The organism is Streptomyces aurantiacus (genome assembly GCF_027107535.1).
Classification (GTDB): domain Bacteria; phylum Actinomycetota; class Actinomycetes; order Streptomycetales; family Streptomycetaceae; genus Streptomyces.
In genome coordinates this window covers 1792455-1809510 of sequence record NZ_CP114283.1, presented here as the reverse complement: position 1 = coordinate 1809510, position 17056 = coordinate 1792455, and the positions used below count along the sequence as shown (strand labels likewise).

At 69.6% G+C, this 17056-nt stretch carries 13 protein-coding genes; 5 read left to right on the top strand and 8 right to left on the bottom strand.

The genetic code is table 11. The annotated features are described in order from the left end of the window. Positions 1 to 207 precede the first annotated feature (207 nt). The 4 genes from O1Q96_RS09665 to O1Q96_RS09650 are packed head-to-tail and all read right to left on the bottom strand — an operon-like array spanning position 208 to position 8625. On the bottom strand, positions 208 to 1506 hold the full coding sequence (locus O1Q96_RS09665) for a TIGR02679 family protein (RefSeq protein WP_269247765.1): 1299 nt from the start codon (positions 1504 to 1506) through the stop codon (positions 208 to 210). Further along, positions 1503 to 5678 (bottom strand): TIGR02680 family protein, encoded by a 4176-nt coding sequence (locus O1Q96_RS09660; protein WP_269247764.1) that lies wholly within the window; start codon positions 5676 to 5678, stop codon positions 1503 to 1505. Before O1Q96_RS09660 ends, O1Q96_RS09665 begins: the two co-directional genes overlap by 4 nt. Continuing rightward, positions 5675 to 7018, bottom strand: coding sequence for a TIGR02678 family protein (locus O1Q96_RS09655; protein WP_269247763.1), 1344 nt, complete (start codon positions 7016 to 7018; stop codon positions 5675 to 5677). The genes O1Q96_RS09660 and O1Q96_RS09655 overlap by 4 nt, the downstream gene beginning before the upstream one ends. Further along, positions 7018 to 8625: a TIGR02677 family protein gene (locus O1Q96_RS09650; RefSeq protein ID WP_269247762.1), complete on the bottom strand. Its 1608-nt coding sequence runs from the start codon at positions 8623 to 8625 to the stop codon at positions 7018 to 7020. The genes O1Q96_RS09655 and O1Q96_RS09650 overlap by 1 nt, the downstream gene beginning before the upstream one ends. Before the next feature lie 556 nt (positions 8626 to 9181). Between O1Q96_RS09650 and O1Q96_RS09645 the strand changes: the two genes are divergently transcribed. Next, positions 9182 to 10075 carry a replication-relaxation family protein gene (locus O1Q96_RS09645; RefSeq protein ID WP_269247761.1) on the top strand — a complete coding sequence of 298 codons (894 nt, stop codon included), beginning with the start codon at positions 9182 to 9184 and terminating at the stop codon, positions 10073 to 10075. Positions 10076 to 10888: 813 nt separating this feature from the next. On the opposite strand, the gene O1Q96_RS09640 is transcribed toward O1Q96_RS09645, so the two are convergent. Next, the gene (locus O1Q96_RS09640) at positions 10889 to 11779 is read right to left on the bottom strand and encodes an IS3 family transposase (RefSeq protein ID WP_269253549.1); all 891 of its coding nucleotides are present in this window, start codon (positions 11777 to 11779) and stop codon (positions 10889 to 10891) included. Between the two features lie 23 nt (positions 11780 to 11802). After that, entirely contained in the window at positions 11803 to 12090 is a 288-nt protein-coding gene (locus O1Q96_RS09635) for a transposase (RefSeq protein WP_269246258.1), read from the bottom strand. A 151-nt stretch (positions 12091 to 12241) separates the two neighbouring features. On the opposite strand from O1Q96_RS09635, the gene O1Q96_RS09630 reads away from it, so the two are divergent. Further along, positions 12242 to 12580, top strand: coding sequence for a hypothetical protein (locus tag O1Q96_RS09630; protein WP_269247760.1), 339 nt, complete (start codon positions 12242 to 12244; stop codon positions 12578 to 12580). Positions 12581 to 12612: 32 nt separating this feature from the next. Here the strand turns inward: O1Q96_RS09630 and O1Q96_RS09625 are convergent, their stop codons facing one another. Then, a complete protein-coding gene (locus O1Q96_RS09625) occupies positions 12613 to 13140 on the bottom strand; it encodes a GNAT family N-acetyltransferase (RefSeq protein ID WP_269247759.1) in 528 nt (175 codons plus the stop codon). Continuing rightward, positions 13137 to 14390, bottom strand: coding sequence for a helix-turn-helix domain-containing protein (locus O1Q96_RS09620; RefSeq protein ID WP_269247758.1), 1254 nt, complete (start codon positions 14388 to 14390; stop codon positions 13137 to 13139). The genes O1Q96_RS09625 and O1Q96_RS09620 overlap by 4 nt, the downstream gene beginning before the upstream one ends. A 387-nt stretch (positions 14391 to 14777) precedes the next feature. On the opposite strand from O1Q96_RS09620, the gene O1Q96_RS09615 reads away from it, so the two are divergent. From O1Q96_RS09615 to O1Q96_RS09605, 3 genes are all read left to right on the top strand, one after another. Further along, positions 14778 to 15182 carry an ATP-binding protein gene (locus O1Q96_RS09615; RefSeq protein WP_269247757.1) on the top strand — a complete coding sequence of 135 codons (405 nt, stop codon included), beginning with the start codon at positions 14778 to 14780 and terminating at the stop codon, positions 15180 to 15182. A gap of 107 nt (positions 15183 to 15289) precedes the next feature. After that, on the top strand, positions 15290 to 15835 hold the full coding sequence (locus O1Q96_RS09610; protein ID WP_269247756.1) for a DUF6624 domain-containing protein: 546 nt from the start codon (positions 15290 to 15292) through the stop codon (positions 15833 to 15835). A 253-nt stretch (positions 15836 to 16088) separates the two neighbouring features. Then, a complete protein-coding gene (locus O1Q96_RS09605; RefSeq protein WP_269247755.1) occupies positions 16089 to 17021 on the top strand; it encodes a hypothetical protein in 933 nt (310 codons plus the stop codon). The last annotated feature ends 35 nt before the right edge of the window (positions 17022 to 17056 follow it).

Genomic DNA, 17056 nt, shown 5'->3' with positions numbered 1-17056 from the left:
CAGGGACTTTCAGCTCTCTGAGGGACTTCCGAGGGACTTTTCGCTGCCCAACGCGACAAGCCCCTGAAAGATCGGAAAGGGCTTCCGTCGCAGATCAGAGACCCTTTCCAAGGCAACGCCGCAAGTGGCGGCATACGAGTCGGGCTGTACGCCGGGGACAGGTTCAACTCGTATCGCGTCGTCTGGGCGTGCCAGTGTCCTCGCGGGTCAGGCGAGGTCCTCCAAAAGCAGGTCGAGCGCCGCCTCCTCGTGGAGGGCGATGCCCAGGGCGTCCATGGTCGGTGCCAGTTCTATGTCCCATACGGCTTCCACGCGCGGACCGGTGAGGAGAAGCTGCGGAGTGCCGTGTATCTGGGTGCGGGTCGCGAGGTACTCGTAGTCCTGCGCGCTCATGCGCCATGCCTGCGCTCTGTACCGTTCCACGACGCGGTTGGCCAGTGTGATCCCCGGCCAGTCGAAGTCACCGTGGTATGCGAACGCGCAGCCGGCGGTGGCCAGCGCGTCGAGCAGGGTGCGGACGACCGTCGTCGCGCTGCCGGAAGTGCAGACCAGGGTTGCGGTACAACCGGCGTCGGCGGCGGCTTCGACCACGCGTGGGTTCTCGCATACGTGGATCCGGGTGCGGGGTGGCATCTCCAGGTGGAGGGTGCGTAGTTCGCGCAGGGTGAGGTGGGTCTCCAGATTGTGGTCCGCGCGCTCTTGCAGGATCTTCTCGCCCCAGCTCGCGCCTGTGGGCCGCAAGCCGTAGCTGAGGACTGTGCTGGACACCTCGTCCGGGGTGACCGAGGCCTGACGCCACAAGGTCCGGCGGCCCGGTGCGTCAGCGGGGACGTGCGTGTCGGATGCCAGGGCGATGCCGCGCAGGACCAGACGGGAGAGCAGGGTGCCGTCGTCCAGGCCATGGGCCGAGCCAGTGGTGCGGGTGGCGAGTTCGCCGCGGCCCCAGACGGCTGGGGTGTGTTCCGCGTGCGGGCCGGGGAAGAGCGTGGCCAGCGTCCGGATCGCCTGGTGGATGATCGTGGTCGCGGTGTGCTGGTCCTGGCGGGCGAGCGTCCCTGCGCGTCGTATCTCCTCCATCCACCGGGCCGTCCAGGGTTGGGGGGCCAGTGGTGTGTCGGCGAGGGCCGCTTCCGCCGCGGACCACAGGCTGGCGCGTTGCGCCGCGGCTGCGTCCCGCGCCGCCCGGCGGTCGGTCAGGGCCGGGCCCAGTGCCGTCAGGGTCTCGGCCAGGCCGCGGCCGGCCGCGCTGGTGCGTAGACGGGTGTTCAGGTCTGGCAGGTGGATCGTGGCGGTGGAGGTGGTGAGCGGTTTCGCGAGGAGGAGGGAGAGGTCCTGGCGTTCCTGCGTGTCCAGGTGCTGGAGTCTGATTGTGCCGGTCGGTTGCAGGCCGTTGCGTTCGAGGCGGGTACGTGCGGCTGTCCAGAGGCGGGCGAGGCCGGGCCGGGTGAGGAAGGCCAGTGTCTCGGCGTCCAGGGGCGTGCTGTTCGCCGCTCGGTGGCCCGTCATACCGACACCAGCCGCCTCTGCCGACCGTTCCACGTGTAATGGAGGGTTGCCACTCCCCTCACGTGCGGATCACGCAGGCACTCGTAGATGTGCAGCGAGGGCACGTCGGGCCAGTTGCCGATGAGGCGTTCGCTGGTGAGGACGAAGTCCAGGTCCAGGTCGACCAGGATGCGGCCCAGGCGCGCGTGGGTGGGTTCGTCGACCTTGGCAAACGCGTCGTCCAGCAGGATCAGCCGGGGGGCGTACGGGGCGGTGTCGGCGAGGCTGGTGAAGTGGGCGGCTGCGGCGGCGAAGAGGACGAGGTAGGACAGGACGCGTTGCTCGCCCTGGCTGAGGCCCGTACGGCCGGTGAGTTTGCGGCGGCTGCCGGGTGCTGCGTCGTTGACCACCCAGGGGGTGAAGGTGAACCAGGCGCGGTAGTCGAGGGCGGTGCGCAGGTGGGCCGCGTAGCCCGCGCCCGGGTCTGCGCGGCGAGCGTCCTCGATGCGCCGCTGGAGTACGTCGCGGAGCTGTTCGGACTCCTCGCGGGTGCGCAGGCCGGAGGGGCTGCGCAGGAGGTCGACCGCTGCCTTGACGTCGGCCTCCACGCCGTCCGCCAGTTTCCAGTCGAGTGTGACGCCCAGCCCGTGTGAGGTGCGGACGGTGGACAGGGTGCCGTTCAGAGCGGCGACCAGGGCGCCCGCGGCCAGGACCTGACCGGAGAGGTGGTCGCCCAGCTCGCCGGTCAGGAACCGCTGGAACACCTCTCGTTCGCGCTCCGTCAACCGTTCGCGTGCGTCGGCGGCCTGGGCGGCGATGCGTTCTCCGACCGCGGCGATGTCGTGCGGGCCGTGGTCGTCGACGAGATGGCAGACCTTGATGCCGTCGTGTTCCTCCAGTGTGGCGTCGTAGCCTCCGGAGAGCTGGTCGCGCAGCTCGGTGTGGCGGTTGAGGAGGGTGGTGTCCGAGATGTCGCGGCGCTCGGTGTCGAGGCTGTTGCGTACGGTTTCCACGAGCCGGCGCAGTGCCTTGGTGCGGTCGTGTGTGCCGTCCTTGGCGAAGGGGGGCTGGCCTTCCGCGTCCTGTGCTCGTGTGTCGAGGCCCGCGCCTTTGGTCACGCCCGGCAGGGACAGCGCTGTACGCAGTCGCCTGCCCTTGTCGATCGTCTCGCCCTCCTGCGTGGCCAGCGCGGCCCGTCGGACCCTCTCGTCTTCCTCTGCGCGCACGCGTTCGTCGTGTACGGCGTTCACGTCTCGTGCTGCGCCGGGGAGTTGGCGCCTCACCGCCTCCAGGCGTCGTTTCGCCTCGTCCTCGCGGGCGAGGATTTCTTGTTCCGGCGCGTCCAGCGCCTGCTCCAGGCCCAGGACCGTGCGGCGTGCGGCCTCCAGGCGCGTGAGCGGCTCGGTGTAGTCGGACTGTGCTTCCCGAGTGGATGTCAGGGCGCGGTCGTGGGCTTCGCGGCCCTGGCGGTGGGCGTCGGTGGCGGACGTGATCGCGTGCAGCCGTCGGCGCAGTCGTTCCGTGCCTGTGCCGAGGCGGTCCAGGGAGAGGCGTGCGGAGTCGAGCGCGGCCGGGTCGATGGGGAGGTCGTTCGCGCTCGCGGTCGCCTCGGCCTCACGTCTGGCGGCGACTGCCCGGGCGCGGGCCTGCTCCGCTTCGCGGGCGGCTGCGGATGCCTTGCCGGCCAGTACGTGTGCGGCGCGCTCGGCCTCGGTGGTGCGGGCCCACGCGTCGGTCAGTGGGCGTGCTGTGGGCGGGTGGCTCAGGGTGTCGGTCACGTGTGCGCGGTGCTCCGACAGGATCCGCAGGCCTTGCTCCTGCTCTGTCAACTTCTCCTGTACATGAGCGAGTCGCCGGTCGAGTTCGGTCAGGGCCCGGCGGCGGGTTTCGGCGCGTACCTCGGCGCCGACGTACTCGGCGGTCTGCTTGGTGTGACGGCCCCGGGCGACGCCCAGCTTCCAGGAGCCGTCGGTGCCGATCGCGGATTCCGCCATCGTGCCCCTGGTCGCGTCCGTGACCAGGGCCACGGTATGGAGCAGACGCTCGACCTGCTCGGTGCTCACCGCGCTGTCCGGTGCCGGGACCGGGCGCAGTGCCTCGGCGAGTGTGGGTTCGGCGGCCGGTGTGCCGGGGGTGAGGAGGGTGTCGCGCGTGGCCGGGTCCAGGACGGTGCCGTCGGAGCACACCCAGGCGTCGAGCAGACTGCTGGCCTCGAGTGCGGCTTCCAGGCCCGCCCGTGCCTCGGGCTCCAGGCCGTCGGCGAAGTCCACGAGCCGGTACAGGGGTGCGCCGGTGCCGGGCGTGCGGGGGGCCGAGCGGTGGGGCGCAGGGGCTGGCTCGGGGTCGGTGCGGGCTTCCCAGTCCTTCCGCTCACGCGCCAGGCGGTCTTGTTCGGCGGCCAGTTCGCGGATGGCCACCGCCCGTGCGTCGCGCTGTTCGCCCAGTGCCGCAAGCCACGGCTCGACGGCCGACCGGGCGGTGTCGGCCACCTCGTCGGGGGCGTGGGCGGGCAGCGGGCCCTCCGCCGGGTCGTGGGCGATCAGGGCGTGCACGGCGTCGAGGGACACGCTGGTGAGACTGTGCACCTGCTCGGTCCAGGTCCGTACGGCGTCCGTGTAGGCCTGCCCTTCACGTGCCGTCTCCTCCCATCGGCGTCCGGCCCGCTCACGTGCCTCGTCCGCCTGCTCCTCCAGACGCTCCCGGGCGGCATCGGCCTCGTGCGCCTCTTGCTGGGCCCGGCGCGTCGTGTCGATGAGCGCGGCCAACTCGGTCACGGCCCGGGTGCGGTTCCTGATGACGGGTCCAGCGGCGTCCAGTTGGGAGTCCAGGGCGAGCAGGGCACCCGCGCAGGTCTCCGTGTCGATGGCCAGCACCTCGTTGTGCCGCACGAGGTGGAAATCACCGTCGGGGGCGGTCAGTTCGGCCACTGTCGCATCCGCGACCGGGGTGACGGGGGCCGCCACGGGCTCGCCCAGGTGCGCGGGGTCGAGACCGACACGCTCCGCCTCACGCAGCAACTCACCATATGTGGTGCTGAGTTCGACGAGTTCCGCGCCGAGCCTCCCGGCTTCCTCGGTGAGCCGGTGTCCTGTCTCTTCCTGGCTGCTGTGGGCCTGGCGCAGGGCCTTGAATGCGGTCGCTGCCGCACTGTGCAGGGCGGTCACGGTGGCGCGCTTTTCGCCGAGTTCCTGCAGGCTTCGGTAGGCAGTGCTGGCGTGCAGGGCGGCGAGGTCGGTCTCGGCCTCCTCCGCCTGCGAGGTGAGGGTGTCGAGGCGGGCGGCGAGTTCGTCCTCACGCGTGCGGAGCGCCGCCACCTTCTTCACCGCTTCGCCGGCCGAGCGCCGATGCTCCGTCAGCCGTTCCAGTTCGCCGTTCACCTCATCAGCCCGGCGGCGCAGGGCCCCGTGCAGGTAGCCGCGGTACCCGGTGAGGAAGGTCCGCAGTGCCTCGTCGGTCCGCTCCAGGCGCCCGAGGTCGGTCCGTACGGCGTCCAGATCGTCGAGGTTGCGGGCCACCTTGTCCACGACCTCGTCGTCGAGCGCGGGAAGCGTCTCCGCGAGGACGGAGACCAGACCGCCGGAATCGATACGGTCGCCGATGGTGGGGCGGCGCAGGCGGTGCAGCAGATGCAGCAGGTTGCGGTAGCGCGCCGGATCGGTGAGGCCGAACAGGTGGCGGGCGACCCTGGCCCGGTGCTCCACGGCACGGTCGGTGACGTACTCCGGGCCGACGAGCGACTTGAGCTGCTCGATCGGCAACGGCTGACCGGCGACGGCCAGGTGCAGGTCCTCGCCCACCCGCAGCGGGGTGACGAAGAAGAACGGCTTGGCCGTCCTGGTCGACTGGGAGGCGCGGACGGCCGCACCGAGCGTGAGGTGGTGGTCGTTGCCCTCCTCGTCCGTGCGCACGAACTCCACCCACAGGTAGCCCAGCCGGTTGGTCTGCTCGAAACCGTCCAGCATCAGCCACAGGAGCGTGGTCCGGCCGGTCCCGGTGGCATCCAGAGCGCGGGCGTCACCGTCGAGGAGGTACGGCAGCAGCATCTCCAGGGCCTTGGACTTGCCGGCGCCGTTCTTGCCGCGCAGCAGCAGGCGGCCGTCGCCGAAGGCGAACTCCTGCTCGTCGTACTGCCAGACGTTGCGGATGCCGGCGCGGTGCAGGCGGTAGCGGTGCGGGAAAGGGGGGCGGTTCACCGGGTCGGCTCCTTAAGCTCCTGCGAGACGTCGTCCGCTGGGGGCTGCTCGGTACGGGAGGTGACGGCCACCGTGGTGGCGAACCGAGCGGCCGCGGCAAGCAGCACCCACCCGCCCGCCCCGTCCTGCCCCCGGGCACCCGAGACGTCCGTGACGGACCGGCCGTCCAGCGCTGCCTCCTCGTATTTCTCGGGCAGGCCGTGGCCGTCGGCGCGCACCGCGCCGACGGGTGCCATCAGGTGCATGCGGACCAGAAGATCCAGGACGGCGGCGAGCAGCCCGTCGCGGTTGTCCAGCAGGCCTCGCTGCCAGTTGCTGCGTCGGCCGTACTCGTCGACGAGTTCATCGAGCAGTTCGGGCAGCAGCCCGTCCGGGACGGGCACGCCGATGACCAGTTGCCCGCCGACCGCGGGGTGGCCGGGATCCTCGGGGCGCAGTCGGTCGACCAGCCGTCCGATCAGCAGCAGCGCCGCCTGGGCGACGGTGCCGGTGCCGGGCAGGTGCAGGTCAGTGAGGTCGCCGTCCGGGTCGACGAGGGCGATGCCCTCGGCACGGATCTCGGCCTCCAGGCCCAGCAGTTCGGAAAACGCCTGGGATTCACGGCGCTGCCGGGTCCGCAGCCATTCCCGCTCGGCGCCGGTGAGGTCGTCGAGGTGGACGGCGGGTGTCTCGACGAGGCGTCTGCGCACGTACGTGCGCGGGCCGCCGAAGCCGGGGTCGGCGGCCCGGCGGACGAGATCTGCTCCGTCGCGGCTTTGCGCCAGCGGTCCGGCGGCGACCGCGCGGGCGATCTCGCGGTCCACGGTCAGCAGCGCCTCGCCGCCCTGTTCCGCGGCGACCGACGAGACGTGGCCCTCGGTCTCTGCCAGCACGCCCCAGTCGACGAGTTGGCGCAGCGCGGCGGCGAGGGTGCGCCGCTCCGCCTGACGGCCGGTGTCACTGATTTCGATCCCGGCGTCCACGGCCGCGGCCCGCAGGTCGGCTACGAGCCGGGAGAGCAGGAGCTGCTCGGGGGCGGTGACCAGGACTGAGAGGGCGAGTGCCAGATAGGCGTACGTCCGTGGAGTGAACGGCGTGCCGGTGGAGGGCCGCTCCAGGCGGTGGCCGGAGCCAGGGCCGAGGCCGGCCTTGAACAGGCGGGCGTAGGACGCCTCGACGAGGAGTCGGTAGCCGAACACCTGCTGGAAACGCTGGGCGAGCCAGTCGGCGTGGCGGCGGATCAGCGGGAAGGTGTCGCTGTGCGGGCCGTTGCTGGTGATCAGGGGGTGGGCCAGCAGCAGGCGGGCGGCGGTGCGGCGTTCGGCGGCAAGTGCCACATCGTGGGCGGAGGGCAGGGGCATCAGGCGCTCGCCTCCTCGGCTGCGGCGGACGCCGAGGCGCTTTCGACGGCCAGGGTGAGATCGTCCGCCGTCAGGTCGCCGTCCACGGAGCGCAGCAGGGTGTGTCTGCCCGGGGTGCGCCACACCGTCAGCCTGATGCCCAGATCCGCGTCACCTGCCTGCGCGCCGTCGAGCTGGAAGTCACCGGCTTCCTTGTGCAGTTGAGCGTGGCCGAGGGCTGCGGTGAGCAGTTCCAGCAGTAACCGCATGGCGGCGGAGCCCAGCCTCACCTGGTCGAACCGGCCCGATGCGCTGCGCAGTTCGGCGGCCGCATCCCGGCGGGCGGCGGCCTGCTCGCGCGCCTGCTCCAGGAGGCGGCACTTCTGCTCGCGGTGGTCCTCCATGGCCGCCGACCTCCCGCGCGGGGCCCGGCTGCCTCGCTCGCGCAACGCCACCGGCACGTCCACGACGGGCCCGGTCCACCAGCTCACGTACGCCGGTACGGACTGGTCGGGATCCGGTGCCACGCCCAGATGCCGTGCCCCGTACAGCCCGAAGGCGGCGACCGCGATGTCGTGGGCCTCCTCGGGCTCCGCGGCGTCGAACCAGGCCGCGAGCCTGAGCAGGTCCTTGCGGCGGGACATCTCCCCCGACGCGGAGCGCAGCATCCGCTTGGCGTTGGCGAGCAGCGACTGCAGGGCGCGCAGGGTCGCGTCCCGGAGCTGGTCCACTTGGCTGCCGTGGCCGTCGCTGTCGGCAAACCAGTCGCGCAGCCCCTCCCAGTCGGCCAGTGCCCGTCCCCGGCTGCGCTGCACCCGCGTCTCGGGCAGGGCGTCGGACAGTGCTCCCAGGCCTGTCGCATGGGTGTCGATGCGGTTCAGCAGCGTGGGCAGGTGCGGCCAGATCTCCCGCAGGTGGGCGGCGATGCGCGGGGCGCGGAAGGACACGTCCTCAGTGATCGCCTCCACGTAGTCGAGCAGCAGTTCCTTGAACCCCTGGTACTCGGCTCCGTCGAGGTCGTAGCGGGCGAGCACCTGGCCGAGGTAGGCGTAGAAGTCCCGTACCGACTCGGCGAATTCGGCGAACTGTGCGAAGAGGGTGCTGATCTTTTCCAGTGCCTGCTGCGGGTCCGTGCCGCCCGGCGTGGCGGCCAGGGCGGCGATCTCTTTGAGTCCCCGGTCGACGAGGGTGAGCAGCTCACTGCTGACCTCACGCGCGGCGTCCGCTCCCGCCAGCACCTCGTCGGCGTCGCGCTGTACGCGTTCGCCCAGCTTGGACAGCTGGTAGCGGGACCGGGAGCGTTGGTACTCGGCGATGCTGGTCGCGGTGACCGTGTGCGTGCTGCGCAGCAGATTGCCCCAGCGCACGAGCTGTTCGAGCCGCGCGGTCAGTGTCTCCGCGCCGAGCGCTGCCGCCGGCTGCCTGGCCTGTGCCAGCTTGGCGAGCACCTCGGGTACGGCCAGGTCCGCGAGCAGGGTGCCGCAGAACACCCGCATCACCGCGACGTACTCCAACCGCTCGGGCGCGCTGAGGTAGGCGTACGCGCTCAGCCGCTGCCAGGTCTCGGTGTCGCTCTCCTTTCCGGACCGCTCGGCATGTGGTTCTTCGTACAGTTCGTCCCCCACCATGCTATCGAGCGTACGGACCGGCACTGAGACTCCGGAGAAGGTTCGGAGAATCCGGCCGGGCGTGCAGGCTCTGCTGCTCGGATCGCTCGACCGCTGTAGCGGGCGTGCCTGACGCCCCGGCTCCGGTGGCGCGTGATGGCGCTGCGGACCAGCGCCGGATCCGCGGCGCGAGCGCGCTGGCCCCCGCCGGCGCGCAACCTCACCAGCGGCGCCCCGATCCCCCGGCGGCCCGCGCCCGCCCGTTCGCCCGCCGTCCCCTGCCCTTCTTCTGATTTCGGGGCGAGCGTGGGGGTGTGCAGAGGGGGATGTCGGGCTGGCGACCACGCCAGCGAGGGCGTGGTGACCTGCAGGTACGCCGCCCATGGCGCGCAAGGCACGGACAGCTTTCGCGGGGATTGTCGGCGGGGATATCAGCCTGGTCAGCAGGAGTGTTGTCGCATCGTGACCGTGGTCGGGTCTTGGTGGTCGCACGGGTGGTCGGGGTCGGCTGCTGCTGTGACCGTACGCGTGGCACCGGTCAGGTCGGCGCCACCTGCAAACGAGAGGCAGGCCCACGATGACGGACGTGGATACAGGCGGTGGGGACCGCCTGGCACTGGCGGTGCTGACGCAGTACCGGATGGCCACCACCGAGCAGTTGCACCGGCTGATCGCACCGGGGGTACGTAGCGAACAGACGCGGCGACGGATGGCCAAGCTGCGCAATGAGGGACTGGTCGACCGCATCACCCTGCCCCGGGCGGGACGGCTGCGCGTGTGGTTTCCGACGTCCTACGGCGCGCACATCGCCTCGGAATGGCCGGAGCTGCGCGGTCGGCGACCACCGAAGACGGTGTCCGACCCGACAGCGGCAAGACTGCGGACAGGACACACGCTGACGGTGACCGATACCGCGCTTGCCTTCGTCGAAGACGCGCGCCGATGCGGCGATCTGTGCCGGCCTCTGGACTGGATCCCCGAGGTCCACCACTCCCTCGGAGCCGGCGAGGCTGTCATACCCGACGCCCTCATGTACTACCAGCGAGGTCCCGCCGATGGCGGGTCAATGCTGCGAGCTTTCATCGAGGTTGACCGGGCCACCATGGGCCCGGAACGCCTGGCCGCGAAAATCGGCGCCTACGCTCGCCTTCACCGCTACACCCCCACTCCCGTCGCCCGCCGCCGAACCGCCTTCACGCAGGACCTGGTGGAGGAGGAATGGCGGCGGCGCTATCCGCTCTTTCCTCGCGTCCTGTTCGTCCTGGACGGCACCGGCCCAGTAGGCGTCACCACACGCATCCGCGCCCTGCATGCAGCTGCCCAGGACCCGGCTGCGGACGGCTTCCTCCGCTACGTTCCCGTCCTCGTGGCGTCACTGACAGACCTGCGCAGCGACGGCCCTTCCGCACCCGTCTGGCACCCCGTCCAAGACCCCGGCGCCGCAGTCACCTGGAGCCAGTCGCTCTTGTAGGCGCCCTGCGCAGCGCGCACCGTCCGCGCGTGGCAGCTTCGCAAGGCCCGACCATGAGCCCGACCACGCCTGCGCAAGGCCCGACCACGGACCCGACCACACCTGCGCAAGGCCCGACCACGGACCCGACCACACCTGCGCAAGGCCCGACCACGGACCCGACCACACCTGCGCAAGGCCCGACCACGGACCCGACCACACCTGCGCAAGGCCCGACCACAGCAGGTCACAGTGATACGCACGAGCACTGCGCATCGAGTGCGCAGTGGATGCGCAGTGCTCGTGGACGGCTGCGCAGATGGAGTCGCGGACCAAGCGGCACCTGCATAACCGCCCCGGAAGACGCTGTTGCGCACCCGACCACCAGCGGATTCCGCCTAGGGGCGTCTACGCGCCAAGTGCGCAGTGGAGGCGTCGGCGATGCCGGGGTGCCGTAGCACCAGGACGGGCGTGTCGGTCCTGGGCTCTGGAGTTTGTCGCGCCGGTGTTCGTCTCGGTGTGATCAGGCCCGGCCACCAGGCGCGCGAGCCGGTGCCGGTGCGCCAGTGGTCGAGCCAGTCGCAGATCCCGGTGATGGCTTGCGTCTGTCCTGGCACCGTGTGGCCGTGGCCAGCAGCTCGAAGGGTCCGGCTATGCCGTGGGTAAGGCCGAGGTTGCCGTGTCCGCCAGGTCATCGTGGCGAAGGTTGCCGGTCAGGGCTGCCGCTGGTCCACCAGCCCGGCATGGGCTGCGCGTCGATCGTGATCAGTTCGGTCCGTCGCACCAGGTACGCGAGGGCTCTGAAGTTCCCCCCGCGAACTGGACAGCGGGTGTTTACGCTGCCGGGACGAGGCTCTGCCTGAGCAAGGATCTCGTTTCGAGCGGGGTGACGTACCCGTAGTCGGGGTGCCGACGGAGCCGACTGCGGTTGTACTCGACCTCGACGTAGCGGAAAACGTCGGCCCGGGCGGCCTCGCGGGTCTCCCACATGGTCGTCCCGATCTCCGCTTTCAGGAGGGCGAACCAGCTCTCCGCGGCGGCATTATCGTAACAAGAACCGACGCGCCCCATCGACTGCCTCATGCGCAACTTGCGTATTTCTGTGCGGAATTCGTCACTCGTGTACTCGCTGCCGCGATCCGTATGCATGATGCAACCGTGTTCCAGGCCGCCACGCCCGGCCGCCATCCGCAGGGCATTGACCGGCAGCTCGGCGCGGTGGTGGTCGGCCACCGCCCAGCCGACCACCTCCCGCGTCGCGAGATCGATACAGGTCGCCAGATACAACTTCCCTTCCAGCGTGCTGAGTTCAGTCATGTCGCCGACGAGCCGCATCCCGGGCCGGGGCGCGGTGAAGTCCCGGCCGATCAGGTCGAGCGCGAACACCGCCCGCTTCGCCTGCCGGGTCAGGCCCCGCCGCCGGCGGCGGGTGATCCCGACGATCCGGTGCCTGCGCATCAACCGCTCGACCTTCTTGGAGTTCACCACCCGCCCGGCCCGCCGCAGGGCGGCGTGGATCCGCGGGGCCCCGTAGGCACCGCGAGATCCGGCGTGAAACACCCGGATCTCGCCCACCAGTACCTCCTCGGCCCGCTCCCGCACCGTCCGGGCCGGCCGTGACGCCTTGTGCGCGTAGTAGGTGGAACGGGGCACTCCCAGCACACGGCACAGAAACGCAATGCTTTGACCTGCAGGATTACCCTCCGATGCCTTCTCCGCATCGATGAAACGACACCGTGCCGCGGTGTCTACCTCATCTTGTCCTGAGCGAAGAAGGCGGTCGCTTTTCCCAGAACCTCGATCGTGGCCTCCTGCTCGCGAACCTTCCGCCGCAGCCGGACCAACTCCTCACGCTCCGCAGTGGTCAAAGCCCCGGCGGGCCCCTCACCGCGGTCGGCCTTCGCCTGCTTCACCCACCCGCGCAGCCCTTCCGGACTCACGCCCAGATCCCGCGCGACCTCAGTGACCGTCTTCTCCGAGGACAACGCCAGGGCGACCGCGTCCCGCTTGAACTCGGCCGTGTACCGCTTGCTCATGTTGCTCTTGTTACCCACTACCTCTGACTGCTTCCTCCGGGACCATCCGTCCCAGTATCAAGCTGTCCGGCCGACAGGGGGAACCTCAAGTCGCCATATCTCGTTCTCGGCGACACGGATGGGTTCGGCATCAGTGGGATCAAAGCCTGCGATGCCGCAGGCCCTCTCCATCGCCGCACGGGCAGGGGCGGGGAGGTCGTCATGTCTGCAGGGTCCCCTTAATCCGCTGGCGAAGATCCACAACCGCTTCCAACTTGCGGTGCTGGGCGGCGAATCGGCCGAGCTCCCTGAGATCGTCGGCAGCCCGACGCGAAGTGAGGAGACCGACATCGTTGAGGGCCTTGTAGCCGATTCCCACACCGCGGACACCGTCTACGACCGCCGCCACGGCGTCAGCACCCGGGATCCGCTCGACAAGGTCCCGCAGTTTGGCGGCTCCGCCCGAGCGACGGTCGCAGCGGCCCGCGCGGAGGCATCCGAGATCGCGTGACTACCCCGCCCTCGTCGAGGGGGCGGGGCCGATCATGGGTGCAGTTGCTTCACCATGACCGCGTAGACAGGGGAGTCTGCGAACGGCTGCTGCTCGCCTACCCTCTTGTAGCCCCACGTCTCGTACAGCTCTTGCACCTTCGGGTGCGTCACGTCGACCAGGAGCACGGCCAGATCTTCCTCGCGCTCCTCCAGCAGCGCTTCGTGCAGACGATCTGAGACGCCCTGCTTCCGCCACTTCGGGCGCACCATGACCTCGGAGACTGCGTAGGTCGCGGTGTAGCCGTTGTTCGGCTCGAAGGCTGTGGAGCGCCACCATTCGCGGCCCGGCTGGAGCGGAGCGCCGTACGCGAAGCCAGTCGGCTCCTCTCCGTCAAAAGCGACGACGCAGGTGAAACCATCCATCTCTGACCAATGATCGACAAACCAGGGGAACCGCTGGTTGAACTCGTCGTCCATTGCGTCGGCGTAGGCGTCGGCGTGCACATCGATCAGCATCTGCTTGAAGCCTTCCGGAAGGCTTCCCTCACCGTAATGCCGCAGGTTGATCCCCCTGGTCACGCTTGACTCCATTCATCTCGCATACGGTCTGCCCAGTCACGGGCGTACGTCGTGGACGGCGCCAGCCGGAACAGGTCTCTGTGAAAGTCTCCGATCAAGGTACGCAGTCGTCCAGGTAGCGGAGCGCCATCCATGATCGTGAAAATGGTTGCTGCGGTTATCGTGGCCTGTTCTGGCTCTCCCTGCCAGAGCTGTGCGCGCGCGAGCTGACACGTGGCTAGGGCCCGGTTGCGCTGGAACTCAGGCGGGATCTTGGCCAAGGCGCGATGCGCCATTGACTCGGCTTCGGCGGACCGCCCGTTGTCGTTGAGGATGATTGCCGCGAGGTGGTTGAGTTCGGCTGACCCGTAGAACGCGGTCCACCGGGGCCGCTCGACCTCGGCCGCCTTCCGAAGGGCTTCCTGTGCTGCACCCAGAGCCCTCTTGGCGGCCCGCGGGTCTCCCAGGGAAGAGTGAGCCAGGGCAAGGCGGACGCGGCCCATGGAGCTGAAGAACGGGTCTCGACGGGCGGCTTGGGAGGCGCTGGCCGCCTGCGCTGCTGCGAGTTGCTCTGATCCGTTCTTGCGCTGGTAGGCGAGCATGGCCATGTTGATCCACACGCGCATCCCCGTAGCCGGATCCTGAGAGAGGCCGGCGAACGTGGTCGACTCGTACAAATACCTCTGGGCCGTATCCAGGTCGCGCAGGTCGATACAGGACCAGGCCGCGATGGTGGTGTACTCCGCCGCAAGTGCGTACAGGGCACGGCGCACACGCTCACTGGCGTTCCGCTGCTGGAGCTCCAGAACTTCGGCGCGGCCTTCGAGGGCGGCGGTGGCCAACGATCTGTGCCCGCCTTGCCGGTCATCGGCCTTCACGAGATCGTCCATACCGGCCGATGCCCGGATTACGTCTGCCATGCCCACTGACCGGCGCTGTTTCTCGCGGGGGACAGCGGCGACTGCCATTCCAGTAGAGGAAAGCATGAAGTTGCGACGCCGCACTGGGTCCTCCGGGGGGTGTTGCATGGAGCTGGGTGCGCTGAACCCCAATTCCGCCACAGGGCAGCCGAACACACGCTGAAGTGCAGCGCAAGTGCGGCCGATTGGGCGTCGGCTTGACCCATTGAGCAGGTTACGAACTGTCCGCGAGGAGATCTCCCCCGGCCGGCCGGTGATCTCTTGTAGCGCTGTGTTGAGCTGAGCAGCTAACTCGTCCTGGGTGAGGCCGAGTTGTTCCATCCGGCGCTGGAGGGTGAGGTTCGCTCCCATCTGCCGAACGTAGCGCCGCCGTCACCGCATTGCCCAGGTCTCGGGTAATGGGATCGTAAAGTCTTCCGGTTGGGGTGCGTGCACGAAACCAGAACCCTTCCTGTTGCCCGCCGCTGATGACTCGTTGACTGGTTATCCGGCCGCCGCATCGGGTTCGGCATGGCGGTGCGGCGGAGAGCCCCGTCCCGCCTTCCCCGTCAGGGCCGAGTACCCCACGCCGGAGGAAACGACCTCGTGACCATGACCGTCGCAAAACCGAATCAATCGCGGAGGCATAGGCACCCCGTGAATCCGCAGATGACGAACTCCTTGCTTCCCTTCCACCCCGTGGCCGTGCAAACGACCCGCGAAGCCTCCTTTCGGTACATCCCGTGCAGCGGTGCCGACATGGCCTTCGCACGGAACATCGGCTCGGGAAACGGCAACGTCGACCCCCTGGACCGGCTTTGGCCAAGACGCATCCGGAGCGTCATCAGGCACGCCCTGAGCCGCTGGGAACCCGCAGAGTTCATCGACGCAGCCGAACTGCTCGCTTCCGAGCTGGTGACCAACGCACTCCAGCACGGCCGCGGTGACGTTCGCGTGCTTCTGACCTTCGCAGACGGCTGCATGCGACTCGAAGTGCGGGACGACTCGCCTGAAAGTCCCGTCCTGCGCGACGCCTCCGACACGAACGAGACCGGCCGCGGCCTGGCCATCGTCAGGGCCGAGGCCCACGACTGGGGTATCAGCGACAACGGCCGGACGACCTGGTGCTCCCTCGTCCTGCCGTCGCTCAGCCCTACCCCCTGAACGCCACCGGCCCGCAGCCATCAGACCTGGCTCCCCCACAGGACCTGGTTCACGTCTGGCGGCGGGCCGGCGGCCCCACCTTCCGGCCCTTGAGGACTCGACCCTCCATGACCACCCAACCTCAGCCCTCCCGCCCGGACCTCGGCACGGACCTCGTGCGCTGCATGTGGCGTGCGATGGAGGCCGAGTCCAGCATGCCCAGAACGGACGCTGCGGCGCGCGTCATCGCCGACATATTCGCGCAGGAGGTAGACCTTCTGCGGAGCATGCTGGACGAGCACGGGTGGCCGGGACACCGGCTCGTGGGCGAGCGGGGCTCGCGAGCCGCCTGGCAGATTGCCACGTACTGCGGGGACGACGCGCTGCAGGCCCGCGCGTGCGACCTGCTGGAGAAGGCGGTGCGTCAGCAGGACGCCGACCCTCTGCACTACGCCCTGCTGGCTGACCGCCTGTGCCTCAACCGCGGTGAACCCCAACGATTCGGAACGCTCTACATCCCGACGCACAGCGGCGTCTTGGAGCTCTACCGCGTAGGGGAGCCCGAGCGGCTCGACGACAGGCGTCATGCGCTGGGCCTCGAACCGCACGCCGCGTACGCGCGCAACCTCCGAGCGGACGTGCTGTCGCCGGACGTCACCTCACCCCCCAGCTAGCCCTCAGACGCCGTCGAGCCGCAGTCGCACCACCCGTGTCCCCGTGCGGGTTCCCGTCGGCTGCCGCTCGGCGGCTCTCCACCCCCGACTCCTTTGAGGACTCGACCCCCCATGTCCCGCTTACGCACACAGACCCGGTGCGTCCCTCTGGCCGCCCCTCTTCGCCTGACGCGGGGGTGCGCCGATGCCCTCAGATGACATGTCCTTGATCCCCCCTCATGCGGCGGGACGGGACGAGGAATTGCGCCTTGCGATGGAGGATCTGCGCCTGGACCGGTGGCTGGCCGCGAAGCAATTGCTCCGGGACACGGGTGACGACTGGACGCTGCGTACCTCCCGCAGTCAGGTCCTGGCCTACGTCGCTGCCGACAGCAACGCGATCGACGCGTGGTGCATTGAGGAACCCAACGACTGGGATGCGCTGATGATGCGGGCCCGCGTGCTGACCCAGCGCGTGCTCAACGCTCACCGCGATGGGGTGCCCCGGCGGGACCTAATGAACGCCGTCTACGCGGCGCGCACCGCGTGCAGCCTTGCAGCCAACCGGTGGCCGGCTGATCCGGTGCCCAACGTGTGCTACTTGGCTCTGGTGCAGACCGACACAGACTGTGGGGCACCCCACAATCCACTGCACTGGGCTGCGCGTGACGACATGCTGCCACCGGGGCCGTGGAAGTTGCTGGACTGGGCGCGTGAGCGGGACCCGTACAACCGCGAGGCGTTTCACCGGATGCTCAACGTCCTTCACGCCCGCGGTGAGGACGGTCTGTACTTTGCCCAAGGGGCGGCCGCTTCCGCGCCCGCGGGATCAGCCTTGAAGGTGCTGCCGCTGTACTCGTTCGTCGAGAGCTACCGCAGGCAACGAGAAAACGGGCAGACCCTCAGCGCCACGGGGTTCTGGGCCATCGGGGGCCAAGCCCGGCACGCCCGCCGGGCGCTGCATGACTGGTTTGAGCAGACCACGCCAGCGGCAGGCCAGCCCGACACTCGTTCGTTGCTGGACCTGAACTATCTGGCGTACGGGCTCACTGCCACCGGCGTGGGAGACGCGGCCGGCGTGTTCGAGGCGATCGGCCCATATGTGACTACCGCGCCGTGGGTCCTCGTCACGCCGAATCCCGCTTGGTGGCAGGACGACTTTCTTTCAGCGCGGGGCCGGGCCCTGAGTGTTGGCGGCCGCCGATGAGTATCCGAGCCCTTGCGCAGCCACGCGGACCGCCT

Bases quoted from the DNA above. Each gene is read 5' to 3' on its own strand.
- O1Q96_RS09650 (WP_269247762.1), bottom strand. From the start codon at position 8,625: ATGGTGGGGGACGAACTGTACGAAGAACCACATGCCGAGCGGTCCGGA.
- O1Q96_RS09665 (WP_269247765.1), bottom strand. From the start codon at position 1,506: ATGACGGGCCACCGAGCGGCGAACAGCACGCCCCTGGACGCCGAGACA.
- O1Q96_RS09630 (WP_269247760.1), top strand. From the start codon at position 12,242: ATGCCGCAGGCCCTCTCCATCGCCGCACGGGCAGGGGCGGGGAGGTCG.
- O1Q96_RS09615 (WP_269247757.1), top strand. From the start codon at position 14,778: ATGGCCTTCGCACGGAACATCGGCTCGGGAAACGGCAACGTCGACCCC.
- O1Q96_RS09645 (WP_269247761.1), top strand. From the start codon at position 9,182: ATGACGGACGTGGATACAGGCGGTGGGGACCGCCTGGCACTGGCGGTG.
- O1Q96_RS09610 (WP_269247756.1), top strand. From the start codon at position 15,290: ATGACCACCCAACCTCAGCCCTCCCGCCCGGACCTCGGCACGGACCTC.
- O1Q96_RS09655 (WP_269247763.1), bottom strand. From the start codon at position 7,018: ATGCCCCTGCCCTCCGCCCACGATGTGGCACTTGCCGCCGAACGCCGC.
- O1Q96_RS09605 (WP_269247755.1), top strand. From the start codon at position 16,089: ATGGAGGATCTGCGCCTGGACCGGTGGCTGGCCGCGAAGCAATTGCTC.
- O1Q96_RS09620 (WP_269247758.1), bottom strand. From the start codon at position 14,390: ATGGGAGCGAACCTCACCCTCCAGCGCCGGATGGAACAACTCGGCCTC.
- O1Q96_RS09635 (WP_269246258.1), bottom strand. From the start codon at position 12,090: ATGAGCAAGCGGTACACGGCCGAGTTCAAGCGGGACGCGGTCGCCCTG.